20 protein-coding genes are annotated in these 20,094 nt (G+C 39.1%); all 20 read left to right on the plus strand.

Features of this window, described 5'->3' with window-relative positions; genetic code table 11:
- Positions 1–51 precede the first annotated feature (51 nt).
- The 20 genes from A5849_RS05540 (at position 52) to liaX (ending at position 20,016) form a co-directional block, all read left to right on the plus strand.
- Complete coding sequence (locus A5849_RS05540; RefSeq protein WP_002292779.1) at positions 52–339, plus strand: hypothetical protein; 288 nt, start codon at positions 52–54, stop codon at positions 337–339.
- Positions 340–446: 107 nt separating this feature from the next.
- Positions 447–767, plus strand: a complete 321-nt coding sequence (locus A5849_RS05545; RefSeq protein ID WP_002292778.1) for a PTS sugar transporter subunit IIB — start codon at positions 447–449, stop codon at positions 765–767.
- 79 nt (positions 768–846) lie between these two features.
- Entirely contained in the window at positions 847–2,160 is a 1,314-nt protein-coding gene (locus A5849_RS05550) for a DEAD/DEAH box helicase family protein (protein WP_002308586.1), read from the plus strand.
- Positions 2,157–2,876, plus strand: coding sequence for a ComF family protein (locus tag A5849_RS05555; RefSeq protein WP_086309983.1), 720 nt, complete (start codon positions 2,157–2,159; stop codon positions 2,874–2,876). Before A5849_RS05550 ends, A5849_RS05555 begins: the two co-directional genes overlap by 4 nt.
- A 127-nt stretch (positions 2,877–3,003) precedes the next feature.
- Positions 3,004–3,555 carry a ribosome hibernation-promoting factor, HPF/YfiA family gene (hpf, locus tag A5849_RS05560; protein ID WP_002292771.1) on the plus strand — a complete coding sequence of 184 codons (552 nt, stop codon included), beginning with the start codon at positions 3,004–3,006 and terminating at the stop codon, positions 3,553–3,555.
- A gap of 221 nt (positions 3,556–3,776) precedes the next feature.
- Complete coding sequence (secA, locus tag A5849_RS05565; protein ID WP_002308589.1) at positions 3,777–6,311, plus strand: preprotein translocase subunit SecA; 2,535 nt, start codon at positions 3,777–3,779, stop codon at positions 6,309–6,311.
- Positions 6,312–6,437: 126 nt separating this feature from the next.
- Positions 6,438–7,539, plus strand: a protein-coding gene (gene prfB / locus A5849_RS05570) for a peptide chain release factor 2 (protein ID WP_179189218.1) whose coding sequence is annotated in 2 segments (ribosomal slippage) — positions 6,438–6,509 and positions 6,511–7,539 — 1,101 coding nt in all. Because the reading frame shifts where the segments join, the coding sequence is not laid out codon by codon here.
- A 104-nt stretch (positions 7,540–7,643) separates the two neighbouring features.
- Complete coding sequence (gene ftsE / locus A5849_RS05575; protein ID WP_002292768.1) at positions 7,644–8,330, plus strand: cell division ATP-binding protein FtsE; 687 nt, start codon at positions 7,644–7,646, stop codon at positions 8,328–8,330.
- The gene (gene ftsX, locus A5849_RS05580; RefSeq protein WP_280515002.1) at positions 8,323–9,207 is read left to right on the plus strand and encodes a permease-like cell division protein FtsX; all 885 of its coding nucleotides are present in this window, start codon (positions 8,323–8,325) and stop codon (positions 9,205–9,207) included. Before ftsE ends, ftsX begins: the two co-directional genes overlap by 8 nt.
- Before the next feature lie 151 nt (positions 9,208–9,358).
- The gene (gene cls, locus A5849_RS05585) at positions 9,359–10,807 is read left to right on the plus strand and encodes a cardiolipin synthase (protein WP_086309985.1); all 1,449 of its coding nucleotides are present in this window, start codon (positions 9,359–9,361) and stop codon (positions 10,805–10,807) included.
- Between the two features lie 336 nt (positions 10,808–11,143).
- Positions 11,144–12,001: a phosphate ABC transporter substrate-binding protein PstS gene (locus A5849_RS05590; protein WP_002347800.1), complete on the plus strand. Its 858-nt coding sequence runs from the start codon at positions 11,144–11,146 to the stop codon at positions 11,999–12,001.
- Between the two features lie 114 nt (positions 12,002–12,115).
- Complete coding sequence (pstC, locus tag A5849_RS05595; protein ID WP_002292761.1) at positions 12,116–13,036, plus strand: phosphate ABC transporter permease subunit PstC; 921 nt, start codon at positions 12,116–12,118, stop codon at positions 13,034–13,036.
- Positions 13,036–13,920, plus strand: coding sequence for a phosphate ABC transporter permease PstA (gene pstA, locus A5849_RS05600; protein ID WP_002292759.1), 885 nt, complete (start codon positions 13,036–13,038; stop codon positions 13,918–13,920). Before pstC ends, pstA begins: the two co-directional genes overlap by 1 nt.
- 14 nt (positions 13,921–13,934) lie before the next feature.
- Positions 13,935–14,741, plus strand: coding sequence for a phosphate ABC transporter ATP-binding protein PstB (gene pstB / locus A5849_RS05605; protein ID WP_002292758.1), 807 nt, complete (start codon positions 13,935–13,937; stop codon positions 14,739–14,741).
- Between the two features lie 15 nt (positions 14,742–14,756).
- Positions 14,757–15,515, plus strand: coding sequence for a phosphate ABC transporter ATP-binding protein PstB (gene pstB / locus A5849_RS05610; RefSeq protein WP_002292757.1), 759 nt, complete (start codon positions 14,757–14,759; stop codon positions 15,513–15,515).
- 12 nt (positions 15,516–15,527) lie between these two features.
- Positions 15,528–16,205: a phosphate signaling complex protein PhoU gene (gene phoU / locus A5849_RS05615; RefSeq protein ID WP_002289490.1), complete on the plus strand. Its 678-nt coding sequence runs from the start codon at positions 15,528–15,530 to the stop codon at positions 16,203–16,205.
- 345 nt (positions 16,206–16,550) lie between these two features.
- Positions 16,551–16,931 carry a hypothetical protein gene (locus tag A5849_RS15155; RefSeq protein ID WP_002348472.1) on the plus strand — a complete coding sequence of 127 codons (381 nt, stop codon included), beginning with the start codon at positions 16,551–16,553 and terminating at the stop codon, positions 16,929–16,931.
- On the plus strand, positions 16,892–17,584 hold the full coding sequence (locus tag A5849_RS05625) for a YibE/F family protein (RefSeq protein ID WP_002348473.1): 693 nt from the start codon (positions 16,892–16,894) through the stop codon (positions 17,582–17,584). The genes A5849_RS15155 and A5849_RS05625 overlap by 40 nt, the downstream gene beginning before the upstream one ends.
- A complete protein-coding gene (locus tag A5849_RS05630) occupies positions 17,581–18,348 on the plus strand; it encodes a YibE/F family protein (RefSeq protein ID WP_002292754.1) in 768 nt (255 codons plus the stop codon). Before A5849_RS05625 ends, A5849_RS05630 begins: the two co-directional genes overlap by 4 nt.
- Before the next feature lie 99 nt (positions 18,349–18,447).
- Positions 18,448–20,016: a daptomycin-sensing surface protein LiaX gene (gene liaX / locus A5849_RS05635; RefSeq protein WP_025478129.1), complete on the plus strand. Its 1,569-nt coding sequence runs from the start codon at positions 18,448–18,450 to the stop codon at positions 20,014–20,016.
- Positions 20,017–20,094: the final 78 nt, after the last annotated feature.

Genomic DNA, 20,094 nt, shown 5'->3' on the forward strand with positions numbered 1-20,094 from the left:
CGCAATTACTGTAGTATGCGATAATAAAGACAAAGGCAGGTGGATCCGGGGATGAAGGAACGAATGAAAAAGTATGATGCAATTACGCATTATTTGAAGAACAACGGCGGCTCCCAAGTAACATTAACCTTTACCCAATTTGATGAACTGTTGTTTCCCAGTAACGGACTTCCCAAAACAGCCAGGGAAAGTACAGATTGGTGGGCAAATGACTATAGACATCCAGAAAAGGGTGCCTACGGCTGGTTAAATGCAGGCTATGAAGTAGTGGTCATCAATTTGGATAAAGAATATGTCGTATTCAATAAATTAGTGAAATCTAGCTGGCTATTTGATTAAATAAACCGTGTTTAGAAAACGTTGACAAATTTCTTTCTTTTTATATAATAGAGTAACAAACGCTAAGAAAACGTTTGCGTAGTCTGTTTTAAAAAGGAGAGAAAAGTATGGCTAAAAAAACAATCATGCTTGTATGTTCGGCTGGTATGAGCACAAGTTTGCTAGTAACAAAAATGCAAAAAGCTGCGGAAGCAAAAGGAATCGATTCTGATATTTTCGCTGTGTCAGCTTCTGATGCAGATAATAATCTTGCAAATAAAGATGTAGATGTACTGTTATTAGGACCTCAAGTTCGCTTTATGAAAGCTGATTTTGAAAAACGTCTGGAACCAAAAGGCATTCCTTTAGACGTCATCAATATGGCTGATTATGGAATGATGAATGGCGAAAAAGTATTAGACCAAGCAATTACATTGATTGGTGAATAAATAGATTATATAGAACTATCAAACAAGCAATCAAAAAAAGATTGCTTGTTTTTTCGTATATTTTTTTAGGGCGAATGATATGAATCATTTTTGGGGCAGAAGGCTTCTTACGAGAGAGATTGAAGCAATGGATTGTGAGGAGGGAAACTTACCAAATTATAAGAAGATCGCAGCTGTAGAACGTTTAGGTAACAGGATTCTTTGTCATCGTTGTGGAGTGAAAACGCCTTTCTTTGAGGGACAGCTTGCAGACTATGGCTATTTTTGCATACATTGCCTGTCTTTAGGGCGATGCGACAGTCAACAAGAGTTATATTTATTTGATCAGCCAAAAGCAGAATCTCGAGAAGTCGTCTTTTCTTGGACAGGACAGCTTACTGAAAAACAAACGGAAATCGCAGATAGGATACTTTATCATTCAGAAAAAAGACACCATCTTATTTGGGCAGTAACAGGTGCAGGAAAAACAGAAATGCTTTATCCGATTTTAGTGAAAACGTTAAAAGCTGGAGGAAGAGTAGCCATTTGTACACCGCGAATCGACGTTTGTAATGAATTGTTTTTACGTTATCGTCCTGTTTTTCCAGAAGAAACAATCATGTTGCTCCATGGGAATACATCAACAGCTTATACCTTTAGTTCTTTTGTTATCTGTACGATTCATCAACTATATCGTTTTTATCGATCCTTTGACTTATTAGTAATTGATGAGATTGATGCTTTTCCTTATAGCGGGGATGCTGGGCTAGCTCACGCTGTGCAAACAGCAATCAAATCAGACGGTCGATTCATCTACTTAAGCGCCACGCCTGATGAAAAGTTACTAAAGGAAATCAAGCAGACATTTGAGATCCACAAACTTGCCTTGCGCTTTCATCGGCGCTTGCTTCCTGAACCCGTACTTGTTTTCATGAATAATTGGCGACAAAAATGTGGGAACAAAAAGAAAATCAACTCTTTGGTGCGGATCATTCAGCAACTAATCAAAGAAAACCATATCCTTTTATTTTGTCCAAGTATTACGATGATGCATCGTTTAAAAGTCACACTGCAAGAAGCTTTTCCAGAATATGAGATAACAGATGTTTCTTCACAAGACGATCAACGGGCAAAGAAAGTTCAGAAAATGCGAGAAGCAACATACGAGATACTGTTAACCACGATGATCCTAGAACGAGGAGTCACATTTGAAAGAATCTCTGTCATCGTTTTAGGAGCAGATCATCCAGTTTTTACTAAATCCTCTTTGGTGCAAATCGCAGGAAGAGCTGATCGTAAAGGTCCTTATACGAACAGTCGGGTCTATTTTTTCTATGAAGAAAAAACTTCAGCTATTCGAAAAGCCTGTCAGGAAATCAAAGAAATGAACGAAGAAGGGAAGAAGATGCTGTGAGATGTAGTTGCTGCAGTAAAGACATCATCCAAAATTTAACATTCAGCGAGATCATCGGTGTGTCGAAATATAGACTTCCTCAGACCTGTTCAGTTTGCCGCGCACAATTCCATTTTTTGGAAGCAAAAGGTTGTGCAGGTTGTCAAAAACCAATCCATTTGACATACGAGGAGACGAAAAAGAAAGCAAAGACTAGTTTCGTTTTCTGCAACGACTGTCAAGAATGGAAGAAGAAATATCCTGCATATGATTTTCAACACCGCGCCTTTTTTACGTACGATGAAAAAATGCAGGCTTGGATCAATCGGTACAAGTTTATGGGAGACATCCGATTAGCAGGGACTTTTGCATATAAATGGACTCAGATAAAAAAAGATTACCCGGCATATATTTATTGTCCAATACCTTTATCTGAAAAAAGGTGGCTAGAAAGAGGATTCAATCAAGTAAGCGAGATGTTGAAAGCAGCAAAAATTCCTTTTCAGATGCTGCTCAAAAGAGAGCAACATCTGCTTGCTCAAGCAAAAAACACGCGAAAGGAAAGATTGGAGATGCCTCAGCCTTTTGAGCTTGCTGTACCTATTTCTAAGATACAACATAAAAAAATATTGATTATTGACGATGTCTATACAACAGGTCAGACACTTTTTCATGCAGCAGATTGCTTGCAGACCGCACAGCCAAAAATCATCCGAACCATTTCTTTGGCAAGATGAATCAGATGTGGAAATTTGATAGCGATTTAATTTGCAAATAACTTAGAGTTCGATATAATAGAATTAAGAAGAGGGAAAGAGTGGTCCTTCTCCTTCTTGATTGTGGTAGACGAAAGGGGTAATTTTTATGTTTAGATATAATGTACGCGGCGAAAATATCGAAGTAACTGAAGCGATTCGCGACTACGTTGAGAAAAAAGTAGGCAAACTAGAACGCTATTTCAGTGACGCACCCGATGCTACGGCGCATGTGAACTTAAAAGTTTATACAGAAAAAACAGCAAAAGTGGAAGTAACGATCCCATTACCTTATCTTGTATTACGTGCCGAAGAAACTTCTCCAGATCTATACGCAAGTATCGATTTGGTTGTTGACAAATTGGAACGCCAAATCCGCAAATTCAAAACAAAAATCAATCGTAAATCCCGTGAAACGGGCATGAATACTGCAGATGCTGCTGTTTTATTCAATGGAGAGGAAGAAAACGAAAACGATTCTGAATTAGATATCGTACGTACAAAACGCCTTTCATTGAAACCAATGGACAGTGAAGAAGCAGTCTTACAAATGAACATGCTGGGACATAACTTCTTTATTTTTGAAGATGCAGAAACAAATGGTACAAGTATCGTTTACCGCCGAAAAGATGGAAAATACGGATTGATCGAAACAGACTGATCATCCATACTTAAATAACATCAAAAACTTGCAGCAGCTGTCAATAGCTGCCGCAAGTTTTTTTGAGTTCGTCTCTTTTTTAGTTAAAATATGAATAAATTATGAAGTTCTTACTTTAATACGATTAAGATATTTCAATTATCTATAACTAATGATAAAATAAAAAGTAGAGTCTACATAGTCTGGATAATACACAGAAGGAAAAGGAGATTACACAACGCATGGCCAATTTGATTCGTTCACTTATCGAAAATGATAAGAAAGAACTAAAACGTTTAGATAGCATTGCAAAAAAAGTTGAATCATACGCTGACCAAATGGCAGCATTAACTGATGAACAATTACAAGCAAAAACTGCTGAATTCAAGAGCAGATACCAAAAAGGAGAAACATTAGATCAATTACTTCCGGAAGCTTTTGCAGTCGTTCGGGAAGCAGCAAAACGTGTATTGGGGTTATATCCATACCACGTACAATTGATGGGTGGGATCGTGCTTCACGATGGGAATATCCCTGAAATGCGTACTGGTGAAGGTAAAACCTTGACCGCAACGATGCCGGTGTATCTGAATGCGTTGACTGGCGAAGGGGTCCACGTAGTTACCGTCAATGAATATTTAGCAACCCGTGACTCGACGGAAATGGGCGAGCTTTATAATTTCTTAGGATTGACAGTTGGGTTGAATATCAACTCAAAATCTTCGGATGAAAAACGCGAGGCTTATAATTGCGATATCACTTATAGCACGAATAATGAATTAGGATTTGACTATTTGAGAGACAACATGGTCGTTTACCGTCATCAAATGGTACAACGTCCGCTGAATTATGCCATTGTCGATGAAGTTGACTCGATCTTGATTGATGAAGCGAGAACGCCGCTGATCATTTCAGGGCAAGCAGAAAAATCAACAGCTTTATATACAAGAGCAGACAACTTCGTGAAACGTTTGAAAGAAGAAGAAGATTACAAAATCGATATACAATCAAAAACAATCAGTTTAACTGAAGCAGGGATCGAAAAAGCTGAAGAAACATTCGGTTTGGACAACTTATATGACATTGAAAATACTGCATTGACCCATCACTTGGATCAAGCATTGAGAGCCAACTACATCATGCTTTTAGACATTGATTATGTTGTTCAAGATGGAAAAGTATTGATTGTTGACCAATTTACGGGTCGGATCATGGATGGACGCCGTTATTCAGATGGTCTTCATCAAGCGATCGAAGCTAAAGAAGGCGTAGAGATCGAAGACGAAACGAAAACGATGGCGACGATCACTTTCCAGAACTATTTCCGTATGTACAAGAAACTTGCGGGGATGACTGGTACAGCTAAGACAGAAGAAGAAGAGTTCAGAGAGATTTATAATATTCAAGTATACCAGATTCCGACAAACCGTCCGGTCATCCGTGACGATCGACCAGATTTGCTTTACCCAACATTACAAAGCAAGTTCCATGCTGTCGTACAAGATATCAAAGATCGCTACCGCAAAGGACAGCCTGTCTTAGTCGGAACTGTTGCAGTTGAAACATCTGAGTTATTATCAGATATGCTGAATCAAGAACGTATTCCTCATGAAGTACTGAATGCGAAAAATCACTTTAAAGAAGCAGAAATCATCATGAATGCGGGTCAAAAAGGTGCAGTGACGATTGCTACCAACATGGCTGGTCGGGGAACAGATATCAAACTAGGGCTTGGCGTAAGAGAACTTGGTGGCCTAGCAGTTATCGGGACAGAACGACATGAATCTCGTCGTATCGATAACCAGCTTCGAGGACGTGCAGGACGTCAAGGAGACCCTGGTATGTCACAATTCTACTTGTCTTTAGAAGATGATTTGATGAAACGATTCGGTTCAGAACGAATCAAAGCTTTCTTAGATCGAATGAAGATCGGTGACGAAGATGCTGTGATCCAAAGCAAGATGCTGACGAAACAAGTAGAAGCTGCACAAAAACGCGTAGAAGGAAACAACTACGACACACGTAAGAACGTCTTGCAATACGATGACGTGATGCGTGAGCAACGTGAAGTAATCTATAAACAGCGTCAAGAAGTGATCATGGAAGAAAAAAGCTTATCTAAACCACTGATGAATATGGTCAAACGGACAATCAGTCGTGTGGTAGATGCGCATACGCAATTAGAAAAAGAAAATTGGAATTTGGAAAGTATCGTCGATTTTGCTGGCAGCACGCTTGTCCATGAAGACAGTATTTCCCTTACAGATATCGAAGGAAAAACCTCTCAAGAAATCAAAGAATATCTAAACGAACGAGCACAAGAAGTATTCAATACCAAAGCAGCTCAATTGAACGGACCAGAGCAACTGCTTGAATTTGAAAAAGTCGTGATCTTACGTGTCGTGGACTCTAAATGGACAGATCATATCGATGCAATGGACCAATTACGTCAGTCAATCGGCTTGCGTGCCTATGGTCAAAACAATCCATTAGTCGAATACCAAACAGAAGGTTATAAGATGTTCGAAGATATGGTAGGTGCCATTGAATATGAAGTCACTCGTATCTTCATGAAAGCTGAGATCCGTCAAAATGTACAACGTGAGCAAGTTTCTCAAGGAACAGCTTCTCACTCAGAAGATGGAGATGCCAAAGAAAACAGTAATACTAGCGCGAAAAAACAACCAATCCATGTGAACAAGGTTGGTAGAAATGATCCTTGTCCTTGTGGAAGCGGGAAAAAATATAAGAACTGTCACGGAAAAGATGCAAACTAGTTTCTGACAGCAGGATTGGTGAGACAAATTCTTTTTTAAAGAATTTGTCTCACCTTCTTTCTGTTATTTGACGATTCTGTTAGACTAGATATAATAAAAAAAGTATAGTGAAAGAAGGAAAAAAACATGGAAATATCCGAAATTCGAAATCTCCTGACAGAAATGCAGGAAAAGGTCACAAGCTTCAGGAGGTCTCTTTGACTTAGACCAGCTGGAAGAAGACATTGCGGAAGCAGAAGCAAAAATGGCTGAACCTGGTTTTTGGGATGATAGCGAAGCTGCTCAAAAAGTGATCAGTGAAAACAATGCAAATAAAGAAACTTATGATCAATTCCATTCTCTTGCTGAAGAACTGGAAGAAATCGAATTGATGGTGGAGATGTTGCAGGAAGAACCTGATGCAGTAATGCAAGAAGAAGCAGAAACACGTATCAATGCGCTAGATGAAAAAATGAATACGTATGAATTATCTATGTTGTTAGATGGTCCTTATGATCGAAACAACGCCATCGTCGAATTGCATCCAGGGGCTGGCGGAACGGAGTCCCAAGACTGGGGCAGCATGCTTTTACGCATGTATACACGCTGGGCAGAGCAGCATGGGTATCAAGTAGAGACACTAGATTATCAAGCAGGCGATGAAGCAGGAATCAAGAGTGTGACCCTGCTGATCAAAGGACACAACGCATTTGGCTATCTGAAAGCAGAAAAAGGTGTTCATCGCCTTGTACGTATCTCGCCTTTTGACTCAGCAAAACGTCGTCATACTTCTTTTTGTTCGGTAGATGTGATGCCAGAGCTTGATGAAACGATCGATATAGAAATCAATCCAGATGATTTGAAGATCGACACATATCGGGCAAGTGGTGCAGGTGGTCAGCACATCAATAAGACAGAATCCGCTGTACGAATCACTCACTTGCCTACAGGAACAGTAGTAGCGAGTCAGGCACAACGTTCACAATTGAAAAACCGGGAACAAGCGATGGGGATGCTGAAAGCTAAGCTTTACCAATTAGAAGTGGAAAAGAAAGAACAAGAAGCAGCTGCACTGAGAGGAGAACAAAAAGAAATCGGCTGGGGATCACAGATCCGTTCTTATGTTTTCCATCCATATTCTATGGTAAAAGACCATCGGACAAACGTAGAGACAGGAAATGTCCAAGCTGTTATGGACGGAGATCTTGATTTATTTATTGACGGCTATTTGAAAATGCATCTGCAATAAGAGCCCTTTGTTAAATTGAAATAAAATTGTAAGATTTTGCAAGCAAGTTGAAACATTGCCATGCTATAATAGCTAAAGACTGAAAAAGATATGGAGAGAACGCCATGATTGAAATGAAGGATGTAATGAAGAAGTACTCAAACGGTACCACTGCTATCCGCAATCTCTCGATTGTCATCGAACAAGGAGAGTTTGTGTATGTTGTTGGTCCGTCTGGAGCTGGTAAATCTACATTCATCAAATTGATGTATCGAGAAGAAAAAGCTTCAAAAGGAACTTTGAACGTCGCAGGTCATGATCTAATAGCCATCAAAAACCGCGAAGTTCCTTATCTACGCAGAGAAATCGGCGTGGTGTTCCAAGACTATAAATTATTACCAAGAAAAACAGTATATGAAAATGTTGCGTACGCCATGCAAGTTATCGGCAGAAAACCTCGGGATATCAAAAAACGAGTAATGGAAGTGCTGGATCTTGTTGGTTTGAAACACAAAGTCCGAGTCTTTCCTAGCGAATTATCTGGTGGGGAACAACAACGTGTTTCTATTGCCCGAGCAATCGTAAATACACCTAAAGTACTTATCGCGGATGAACCGACAGGGAATCTAGATCCGGAAAACTCATGGGAAATCATGAAACTATTAGATCGGATCAATGCACAAGGAACAACTGTCGTGATGGCTACACATAACAGTACGATCGTAAATACGATTCGACACCGAGTAATTGCTATCGAAAACGGCCGCATTATTCGAGACCAAGCGGAAGGGGAATATGGATACGATGATTAGAACCTTTTTCCGCCATTTATTAGAAAGTATCAAGAGTTTGAAACGTAACGGCTGGATGACAGTAGCTTCGGTCAGTGCGGTAACGATCACGTTGACTTTAGTTGGTGTGTTCATGGCGGTCATCATGAACGCAACCAAACTAGCACAAGATATAGAAGGAAACGTGGATGTATCTGTGTTCGTAGACATTGGTACAAAAGACGAAGAGATGAAAAAACTAGAAAAAGAATTAAATGACTTAGATCATGTCAAAAAAGTCGAATTTTCAAGCAAAGAACAGGAATTGAAGAAAATCCAAAAAGAAATGGGTGATTCTTGGAAATTGTTTGAAGGGGATAATAACCCGTTATATGATGTATACGTAGTAAGTGCTACCGATCCTTCTTATACAAAACAAGTATCAGAAAAAGCGGCAGATTTGAAGAATGTTTCCCGTTCTGATTACGGTGGGCCTTCCTCAGATCGGATTTTCCAAATTGCTGGTGCAGTTCGAACATGGGGATTAGTTGCGGCGGCATTGCTGTTGTTTGTAGCAATGTTTCTCATTTCTAACACGATTCGGATCACGATTTTATCTAGACAGCGTGAAATTCAAATCATGCGTTTAGTAGGAGCAAAAAATGGATATATCCGCTGGCCATTTTTCCTTGAAGGTGGTTGGATCGGCTTAATCGGTGCCATTCTTCCGATACTGATCATTACATTTGGTTACGCATGGTTTTACCAATTGATCAATCCGTCATTATTACGATCTCATTATTCATTGATCCATCCAGAAAATATCGTTTGGAAAATCAATCTTTTGATGGTCGGTATTGGTGTGATCATTGGTTCACTCGGCTCGATCATCTCTATGAGACGTTTCTTGAAATTCTAGTGTCACAAGATAAATATAATCAGAAAGTTGGACGATTTCGTTCCAGCTTTCTTTTTTTATCAGCTAGGTGGAGTAAATGGGGCGGCTTTTTTCTCTTTACTTTAAAAAACAACTTGGGTATTCTTAAGTTGGTAGAAAAAGAGGTGAAGCCGTGAAGATTATCGTTGACAATTTTTTTACGATCCTTTTGATTATGAATATTTTGCTTTCCTTTATTATCGTTTTTCGAGAAAGAAAGGAAACTGCGCAAACATGGGCATGGTTGCTCGTTTTGATGTTCATTCCAGTTGTAGGATTTATTTTATATATTTTTTTAGGAAGAGGGATTTCCAAAGAGAAAATCTTTGATTTGAAGATCCAAGGGAAAATCGGTAAGAATCTAGAAATCGAAGAAGATAAACAAGCATTGATGCGAGGACTTTATCCTCATCCGCCTACTGGACAAGTAGATGTGAAACAATTGATCTATATGCTTACTGTATTTGAAAGTACGCTTTATACGACTAAAAATGAAATCACTTTATTTACAGATGGTCGTGAAAAATTCGATGCGCTGATCGAGGATATCAAACAGGCAGAAGACCATATCCATTTCCAATATTATATTTACCGCAGTGATACATTAGGTGAAGAAGTTCGAGAGGCATTGACAGAGGCAGCAAGACGCGGAGTAAAAGTCAGAGTCCTTCTTGATGCATGGGGTTCCACACAAGTTTCTTCTAGTTTTTTTCAGAATTTAAAAAAAGCTGGCGGAGAAGTCGCATTTTTCTTTCCTCTATTCGTTCCGTATATCAATCCTCGAATCAATTATCGCAATCATCGTAAAATCGTAGTGATTGATGGGAAAATCGGATATACAGGTGGGTTCAATGTTGGAAACGAATATCTAGGATTGGTAAAGAAATTTGGTTATTGGCGAGACAATCATCTGCGTATCTATGGAGAAGCGGTTTACACCTTGCAAAACCGTTTTTTGATGGACTGGAATTCTCAGCATACAAAAGAAGTAGGCTATTCACCGGAATTTTTCCCGTCCATTCATTCTACAGGTGATATGGCTGTTCAAATCGTGACAAGCGGACCAGATACTGAACATGAGCAAATCAAAATGACATATTTGAAAATGATTTCGTTAGCCAAACGGGAGATATTGATCCAAACGCCGTATTACATACCGGATGGATCGATTCATGAGGCATTGAAGTTGGCTCTTCTCTCAGGCGTAAAAGTCCATATCCAAATACCTAACAAACCAGATCATCTTCTCGTTTACTGGGCAACGTATTCTTTCGCTGCAGAGCTGATCGAGTATGGGGCAAGAATCGAAACATATGAAAATGGATTTATCCATGCAAAGACGATGATTATCGATGGCGGCATCGTTTCCGTTGGTTCAGCTAATATCGACGTTCGCTCATTTAGATTGGATTTTGAGGTCAATACACTGATCTATGATGAACGAATGGCTTCTCGCGTAAGAAAAGCATTCTTTGAAGATTCAAAGATTTCGACGCATCTCACAAAAGAAGTGTATGAAAACCGAGGGATGATGATCAAGATGAAAGAAGGATTAGCAAGACTGATTTCGCCGCTCCTTTAAAATACAAAAAGGACAGGAGAGCCATCAATAGATGGAGATCTCGTGTCCTTTTCTCTCGGGGCCATTTCTGAGAGTACGTCAGAAATGGAGAAAGCGTCTCGCATGAGCGAAATTAACTTTGGGATATCTCTTGTTTTTGGGGGAAAGCAAGAAATAAGCTAATATATGCTATTAAAAGAGACACATTTCAAAGCCAGTATAGCATAGAAACTTTTAATGATATAGCTTTTTTTGCAATTATGAGAATTTATTTTGTTATTTAATGATTTTGATTCGTTTTCATCAAGTAATGAAAATGATAGAATAAACATACTTTAGGATTAAAGGAGATTTCTAATGAAAAAACTAAAATTATTCTTACCAATAATAGGATTAGCTATTCTTTTATCAGGCTGTTCAAAGTGGATTGATCGAGGAGAATCCATTACTGCAGTTGGCTCTTCTGCCTTACAGCCTTTAGTAGAAACGGTTGCTGAAACCTACCAGGCAGAAAATCCTGGAAAATTCATCAATGTACAAGGGGGCGGAAGCGGAACTGGGTTGTCTCAAGTACAGTCAGGAGCAGTCGATATCGGAAATTCTGATTTGTTCGCGGAAGAAAAATCAGGGATTGATGCTTCGGCATTAGTCGATCATCGAGTAGCAGTTGTTGGAATCACTCCTATTGTGAACAAGGATATTGGCGTAAAAGATATCAGTATGGAAAACCTGAAAAAATTATTTACGGGCGAGATCAAAAACTGGAGTGAAGTCGGTGGGAAAGATCAGCCAGTAGTTATATTGAACCGTGCATCAGGAAGCGGGACCCGTAGTACGTTTGAAAAATGGGTATTGGACGGAGAAACAGCTGTTCAGGCACAAGAACAAGATTCAAGCGGAATGGTGCGCCAAATCGTTGCGGACACACCCGGAGCAATCAGCTATGTTGCTTTTTCTTACGTTTCCGATGATGTGGATACGTTGAACGTTAACGGTGTGGAACCAACAGATGAAAATGTGACAACGAACAAATGGACGATTTGGGCATATGAGCATATGTACACAAGAGACCATCCAAAAAAACTGACAAAAGAATTTTTAGACTATATCTTATCTGATGAAGTACAAGATAATATTGTCGGAGAGCTAGGCTATATCCCTGTTTCACATATGAAAGTTGAACGTGATTGGCAAGGAAACATTGTTAAAGAGTAATCTTTACACAAAATTTACAAACTTAGCTAAACTTTTACATGTTATTAAAACCAAATTGATGTTCAATTTGTACACTGAGTGAGTATGTTAAACCTGATTAAGGGGGAGTCATCTGTGGAAGATGTGAAAAAAGTATTATTAACAAAATCAAAACGTTCAAAAATGGAACAGCGCGGAAAATTTATTAGTTTTTTATGTATCGCGCTGATCGTGTTGGTTGTATTATCTATTTTTTATTTTGTCGCTAGTAAAGGTTTGGCCACCTTTTTTACTGATAAGATCAATGTATTTGATTTTCTGTTTGGTACAGATTGGAATCCGAGCCAAATCGGAGCAAATGGGAAACCAATGGTAGGGGCATTGCCTATGATTACAGGTTCATTTATTGTGACTTTTTTATCAGCTATCGTTGCCACACCATTTGCTATCGGAGCAGCAGTATTCATGACGGAGATTTCTCCTAAAAACGGAACGAAGATCTTGCAACCGGTCATCGAACTACTTGTAGGTATTCCATCTGTCGTTTACGGATTTATCGGTCTATCTGTTATCGTTCCTTTTGTTAGAAGTATCTTTGGCGGGACAGGGTTCGGTATCTTAGCTGGTACATTTGTGTTATTCGTTATGATCTTACCGACTGTCACAACGATGACTGTGGATGCATTAAAGGCAGTGCCACGGCACTATCGGGAAGCTTCATTAGCGCTAGGTGCCACAAGATGGCAAACAATCTACAAAGTGGTGCTGCGAGCAGCAGTGCCCGGGATTTTAACAGCAGTCGTTTTTGGTATGGCTCGTGCGTTTGGCGAAGCCTTAGCTATCCAAATGGTTATTGGTAATGCGGCATTAATGCCAACAGGACTTACTACTCCTGCTTCTACATTGACGTCCATCTTGACAATGGGAATCGGAAATACAATCATGGGAACAGTTGAAAATAATGTGTTATGGTCATTAGCGCTGATCTTGCTATTGATGTCATTATTCTTTAATATCGTGATCCGTATGATTGGGAAGAAAGGAGAGCTGAAATAATGAACGCAAAACGCTCAGATAAAATTGCTACAGGTGTTCTATATGTGGTTTCAGGGATCATCGTATTGATCTTAGCAGCTTTATTACTTTATATCTTAGTTCGAGGAATACCGCACATTTCATGGTCTTTCTTGACTGAACCTTCCAAAGCCTACCAAGAAGGCGGTGGTATCGGGATTCAACTGTTTAACTCGATTTATTTGCTTTTGATTACCATGATCATCAGTTTTCCTATTTCTTTAGGTGCGGGTATCTATCTTTCAGAATATGCCGGAAAAAACTGGCTGACAGACGTAATCCGTACGTCTATCGAGATCTTGAGTTCTTTGCCTTCTGTTGTTGTCGGTTTATTCGGTTTCTTGGTTTTCGTTATTCAATTCCAGTATGGTTTCTCAATCATTTCTGGTGCATTGGCTTTGACCGTATTCAACTTGCCTCTTTTGACTCGAACGGTCGAGGAATCTTTACAAGCGGTCCATTACACACAACGAGAAGCTGGATTGGCGTTAGGTTTGTCACGCTGGGAAACAGTGATAAAAGTGGTTGTTCCAGAAGCAACACCAGGAATTTTGACTGGTGTGATCCTAAGTTCAGGAAGAATTTTTGGTGAAGCTGCCGCATTGATTTATACAGCTGGTCAAAGCGCGCCAGCATTAGATTTTACGAACTGGAATCCATTAAGTGTTTCTAGTCCGATCAGCATTTTCCGCCAAGCTGAAACACTGGCTGTCCATATTTGGAAGATCAACACAGAAGGTACGATGCCTGATGGTGTTTCTGTTTCGGCTGGTGCTTCTGCCGTATTGATCATTGCTGTTTTACTGTTCAACTTCGGCGCTCGTGCGATTGGCAAACGATTATACCGAAAAATGACTTCAGCCTAAGGAGAAGAAGTAAGATGAAAAAATATAATTGGAATGAAACAAATGTCATTACCATGCCAAAAGAGAAGGAAGTAGCATTATATACGAATGATCTGCATGTTTGGTATGGCGACAATGAAGCAATCAAGGGAGTGGATCTAGAGTTCGAAAAAAATAAGATCACTGCATTGATTGGCCCCTCTGGCTGCGGAAAATCCACGTATCTTCGTTCTTTGAATCGTATGAATGATGGGATCGCTAATACGAAAATCACTGGAAAGATCATGTATAAAGACGTGGATATCAATGCGCCTCAAGTGGATGTTTATGAAATGCGCAAACGGATCGGCATGGTGTTCCAACGCCCCAACCCTTTTAGCAAATCGATTTATGACAATATAACTTTTGCTTTGAAACAGCATGGTGAAAAAAACAAGAAGAAATTAGATGAAATCGTTGAAACAAGCTTGAAACAAGCAGCTTTGTGGGATCAAGTAAAAGATAGCTTGGATAAAAGTGCCTTGGCTTTATCTGGCGGACAACAGCAACGTTTGTGTATCGCTCGTGCAATCGCGATGAAACCCGATATCTTGCTGTTAGACGAGCCGGCAAGTGCCTTGGATCCTATTTCGACAGGAACGGTTGAAGAAACACTTGTAAACTTGAAAGAAGACTACACGATCATCATCGTGACGCATAATATGCAACAAGCAGCTCGTATCAGCGACTACACTGCCTTTTTCTATCTAGGAAAAGTAATGGAATATGACAAAACAAACAAGATATTTACCAGACCAAAAATTCAGGCAACCGAAGATTATGTGTCCGGTCATTTTGGTTAAGACGGAGGCCTCAACATGACAAAAGAAATTATCTCATCCAAAGATCTTCATCTGTATTATGGAAAGAAAGAAGCACTAAAGGGAATCGATCTAAGTTTCAATCAAGGTGAAATCACAGCGATGATCGGTCCTTCTGGTTGCGGGAAATCTACCTATCTACGTTCGTTGAATCGAATGAACGATCTGATTCCAAATGTAACGATCACCGGAAGTGTTTTATATAAAGACAAAGACATCTATGGTCCGAAAACAGATGTTGTTGAACTAAGAAAAGAAATCGGCATGGTGTTCCAGCAGCCAAATCCATTTCCTTTTTCTATTTATGAAAATGTCATCTATGGATTGAAGTTAAAAGGAGAAAAAGATAAAAAAGTCCTTGATCAAGTAGTGGAAGAAAGTCTGAAGGCAGCGTCTGTTTGGGAGGATGTGAAGGATAAACTGCATAAAAGTGCCTTGTCTTTATCCGGTGGGCAGCAGCAGCGTGTATGTATCGCACGTGTTTTGGCAGTGAATCCCGAAATCATCTTATTGGATGAACCAACTAGTGCACTTGACCCTGTTTCTACTGGGAAAATCGAAAGTATGCTGTTAGAATTAAGAGAGCGGTATACGATGATCATCGTGACCCATAATATGTCTCAAGCTTCACGTATTTCAGATAAGACGGCATTCTTTTTAGATGGTCACTTGATCGAATACAACGATACGAAGAAGATATTCATGAATCCAGAAAAACAAGAGACAGAAGATTATATTTCAGGTCGATTTGGATAAGGAGGAAACGGAATGCTACGTACACAATTTGAAGAAGAATTGCTGAATCTCCATAATCAGTTCTACGAAATGGGGATGATGGTGAGCAGCGCTGTGCACAAGTCAGTTCGTGCATACATCAAACACGATAAAATCTTAGCTCAAGAAGTTATCGAAAACGATATAAATATCAATAATATGGAAACGCGTTTGGAGAAAAAAAGTTTTGAAATGATTGCATTGCAACAGCCAGTTACAACTGACTTGCGTATGATTATCACGGTCATGAAAGCTAGCTCTGATTTAGAACGTATGGCCGATCATGCGGTGTCCGTTGCTAAATCCACAATCCGCGTAAAAGGACAGACGAGAATACCGGAAATCGAAAAAGAGATCTCCGATATGTCCGATTACGTGAAAAAAATGGTGGACAACGTCCTAGTTGCATATGTCAAAACAGACGAAAAAGACGCGCGTACGATCGCCAATATGGATCAAAGAGTCAATGACTATTTCAATCGAATCTATAATGCAACCATCAAAAACATGCAAGAAAATCCTGAAACAGTCATCAGTGGAACAGACTATTTGAATGTTGCCAGTTATCTAGAACGAATCGGAGACTATGTGACAAACATCTGTGAATGGATCGTCTACTTGGCTACAGGGAAAATCACTGAGTTAAATACGAACCACAATGAGATTTTCTAAACTGAAGTTGTGATTCTGCTGTTTATTTAGGAAAAGAGGTTGTGAAATCAGCGTTTTGACCTGAGTATTAGAGAAAAAAACGGAAAAATAGTTCCTCATATTTTGCCGTTTTTTGAGCTAATACCGAAGGTCAGCTGATTGAACACCGTTTAGTGAAGAGGTTGTGAAAAAGCTGTCCTGCATCAAGTAATAAGAACAGCCAAACAAAAATAGCTCCTCCTATTTTTCGTTTGATTGGACTTATTACCGCAGATGCAAGCTTTTGAACACTGTTTATTCGGGAAAAGGGTTTGTGACAAAACATGTCACAAACCCTTTTCATTATTCCAATAGAAAGGATAAAGAATGCAAAAAAAGATTAGCATCATCATCACTCTATTTTTTATTTGTATACTTGCTTCATGGTTTATTCAGCGTCAAGCTGCTCTATATGACGTACCTGTTATCGAGATCGAAAGAGTGAGAATAGAAGAGGATCAGCAATTGATTACAGGAAGATTGATGAACACGGACCAAAAAGGAGAAGTGATTTCTTTATCGGCTCCTTATCAAAAAAATCAAATCGAAACAGCAAATATAACAACAAGACAAATCTATCTTGTCCAAATGCATGGAGATGAATGGCAACTAGTAGCAAAAAAAATGATGGCTGGCTTTTTTTCTTTACAAGTATCTTCATTGGCACCATGTTGCTTATTGGTGGAAAACAGGGTGTATTTGCTTTAGGAAGTCTCATCGTCAACATCGTTTTACTTTTACTTTTGTTGCTCCTCTTTGCCAAAACAGAAGGCATTTCTCTCTTAAATATAGTAATCTTATTTGTCGTTATAGGGATAATCGTTAGTATATTGGCATTAGACGGATGGAATAGAAGCAGTATAATCAAAATTTCGGCTGCAGTTACAAGTGTTTTTTTAGCATTTTTTATTTGTCTTTTGACAATGAATCATTGGAAAGATCAAGGACTGCGCTATGAAGAACTGAATTATCTGACACGACCGTATCGTTCTGTTTTTCTTTCCAGCGTGCTGATCGGGACAGCTGGAGGGACACTCGATACCGTGATCACAGTCATTGCGACATTAGAAGAATTGACCAAGCAACAACCGAAAATATCAGCGAAACAGTTATGGCTTTCAGGAAGGCAAGTGGGCCGAGATGTGATTGGTTCGATGGCTAATATCCTTTTATTCGTCTATATCAGCGGAGCGATTCCATCGCTTCTGTTATATTTAGGAAATCAATGGTCTTTCAAAGAAACGGTAGAACAACATTTATCATTAGAATTTTTACGCGTCATTGCTGGCAGCTTAGGAATAGTATTATCAATCCCCATCGCGGTCCTCTTTTTTCTCGCTGTAAGGAGGTTAAAAAAATGAATGTACTTATTATACTTGTTGGGATTTTTGCAATTAGTGTGCTATTTGTCGGTGGTACGCAAGGTATGTATATTCTTTTAGGATTATTCATTAATTTAGGAATCTTTTTCCTATTATTATTCGGCTATCATCAGAAGTGGCCGATATTGGTATTGTCGATTATAGGATTCCTATTGATCGCTGTGGTTATCTTATTTTTTATCAACGGTTATAATCTGAAAATGCGAGCCGCTTTTGCCAGTATACTGATCTTTTTGTTTTGTTTCCTACTATTGATTCCTATCACTGATTTTTTAGCGATCCAAGGGTTTACTTCGATAGAACTAGAAGAACTATCTGGCTTAGATAAGACGTTAGCAATTGATTTTAGACTACTTGCGAGGTCGTTGCTTCTGATCAGTCTTAGCGGTGCTGTTTTAGATGCGAGTGTAGCGATTTCTAGTGGAACATTCGAAGTATATCAGGCAAATCCACATTTGTCTTTTAACCAATTGCGCCATGCTAGTTTTGCCATTGCTAAAAAAATATTGGCGTCAACAGTGATGACTCTTCTTTTTGCGTTTATGGGGAGTTCTTTAGCGTTGATTCTTTGGTTCATTGATTTAGACATTCCTTTTCAGCAAATAATCAATGAAAAATCATTTGTCTTGGAATATACGATGGCTATCCTTACCACATTGGCCGCACTACTTGTCCTGCCCTTAACTTGCGTGACTACAGCATATCTCTTTACAAAAAAGAAAGAACATCTCAAGATGGAGTAAAAGTTACAACTTAAGTCCTATGACATTTTTACTGAATCAGTGCATAATATGGATGTAAGGAAAAGCTTGCAAACAATTTTGCTTAAGGAGGCAATTTCCATGAAAGAAAGAGAACGTATTTTAGACTTAGTGAAAAAAGGAATCCTTTCGACTGAAGAAGGCTTAGATTTATTAGAAAGCATGGCAACTGAAAAAGACGAAAAACAAATCAAAAAAGAAGCAGAGAAGGTAACTGCTAGTCATAAAGAAAAAGATCAGGCAAGTCAATTGATCGATGAACTTGAAAACGGTGAAGAAAGAATTTCTGAGCCAGTTGATCCAAAAGAAAAAGAAAGACAAGATCAAGAAAACTTAGAAAAGATCTTAGATGAACTAGCAACTGAAGCGAATAAAACTTCGGCGCGTCTAGACGAAGTAAATGCTCAATTTGCTGACAATAAGGCAGCACGTAATGAGAAACAGGAAGCATTGATGCAGCTGAATACAAAAGAAGAATTAGGCGAATTGACAGAAGAAGAATTAGCACAGCGTCAAACGTTAGAAGCAGAAATCAAAGAGTTAGAAGCAACCGGCGATACACTATTAGAAGAACAATTGAAGCTGGAAGCAGAATTAAAAGATATCCGCAAGAACCAATGGTCTGAGAAAAAAGAAACGTTTACGGATAAGTTTGAATTGCCAGATGATTGGAAAGATCAAGCGACAGATACGCTGAATCAAGTAGGCGAAAAAATGTCAGAAGCTGGATCACAGTTAGGCAAATTCTTGAAGAAAACATTCCAAACTGTTTCAGAAACAGTAAATGACAACATGGAATGGAAAGATGTCAGCTTACGTGTCCCTGGAATTGCGACAACGAAATTTGAACACGAATTTTACTATGAAGCTCCTGCAGCAAGTATCCTTGATATCAAGGCAGCAAACGGAAACGTGACGTTAAAAACGTGGGACAGTGATGATGTGAAAGTGGAAGCTAAGATCAAACTTTACGGAAAAATGGGTGCTGAACCATTTGAAGCATTCTCTGAACGGAGCCAGATCGAGGTCAATGAAGATCATATCTCCTTCCAAATTCCAAATAAGCGTGTGCGTGCAGACCTTGTTTTCTACTTGCCTAAACGAGTATACGACCATGCAGCTATCAAACTTCTAAATGGCAACATCATGATTGAGACATTGGAAGCTAAAGATATTTATACAAAATCTACGAATGGGAACATCATCGTGAACCAATTAACTGCAACGATGTTGGAAGTAGAAGGTGTAAACGGCAATATCGATATTCGAAACGGGAACATCTTAGATTCTATTATCGAAACAGTAAACGGCACAGTGACATTTGGTGCCACACCAGAAAACCTTTCTGTGTCTTTAGTAAATGGTGATGTACGTCTTACGATTAAAGAAGATAATTTGAAAAAAGTAGAAGCAAGTTCAGTGAACGGGAATGTCAAAGTTGCTTTACCAGATACCATCGGTTTGGAAGGACACGCTAAAACAAGTCTTGGAAGCATCAACAGCCGTCTGTCCAATTACGAAGTAGTTCGTGAGAAAAAAGAACGGACAAACCAAATGTTGCAATTCCGTCGTGTTTCAGATGATGAGATCGCGCAAGTGCAACTTTCAACGACAACAGGAAGTATCTATTTAAAAGATACAGATAAATAAAGAGGTTGTGAAAGAGATGTTCAGCCTTGAGCAATAAGAAGCGATTTTGTAAAATAGCTTCCCCTATTTTACAAAATT

It is taken from the genome of Enterococcus sp. 10F3_DIV0382 (assembly GCF_002140245.1).
Lineage (GTDB): Bacteria > Bacillota > Bacilli > Lactobacillales > Enterococcaceae > Enterococcus_B > Enterococcus_B lactis.